1 pseudogene is annotated in these 232 nt (G+C 64.7%); it reads right to left on the bottom strand.

From position 1 onward, the window contains the following. Positions 1–232, bottom strand: a pseudogene (locus tag FQ668_RS28360) (AraC family transcriptional regulator); the annotation flags it as partial.

Below are 232 nucleotides of genomic sequence, written 5' to 3' on the forward strand. Positions count from 1 at the left end.
CAATCAGCCCACTCAACGCGGTCGCCCCCAGGGCCGGTGCCGGTGTCAGCGGCGCGTGCCTGGCAAAGTCCAGGTCACCCAGAAAGGCAATCAGCGCCGCATCTTTCTCTCCGTTGCTGGCGCTGGAAAACAGCAAACTGTTCAGTTCGCAGAACTGCCGATATACCTCCGGCTCCTGGCAGATACGTGCCGGCTCGCCGGGCCCGGCACCATCCAGCCCGGACTCCAGGTG

Source organism: Pseudomonas sp. Kh14, from assembly GCF_900291005.1.
Taxonomy (GTDB): Bacteria; Pseudomonadota; Gammaproteobacteria; order Pseudomonadales; family Pseudomonadaceae; genus Aquipseudomonas; species Aquipseudomonas alloputida.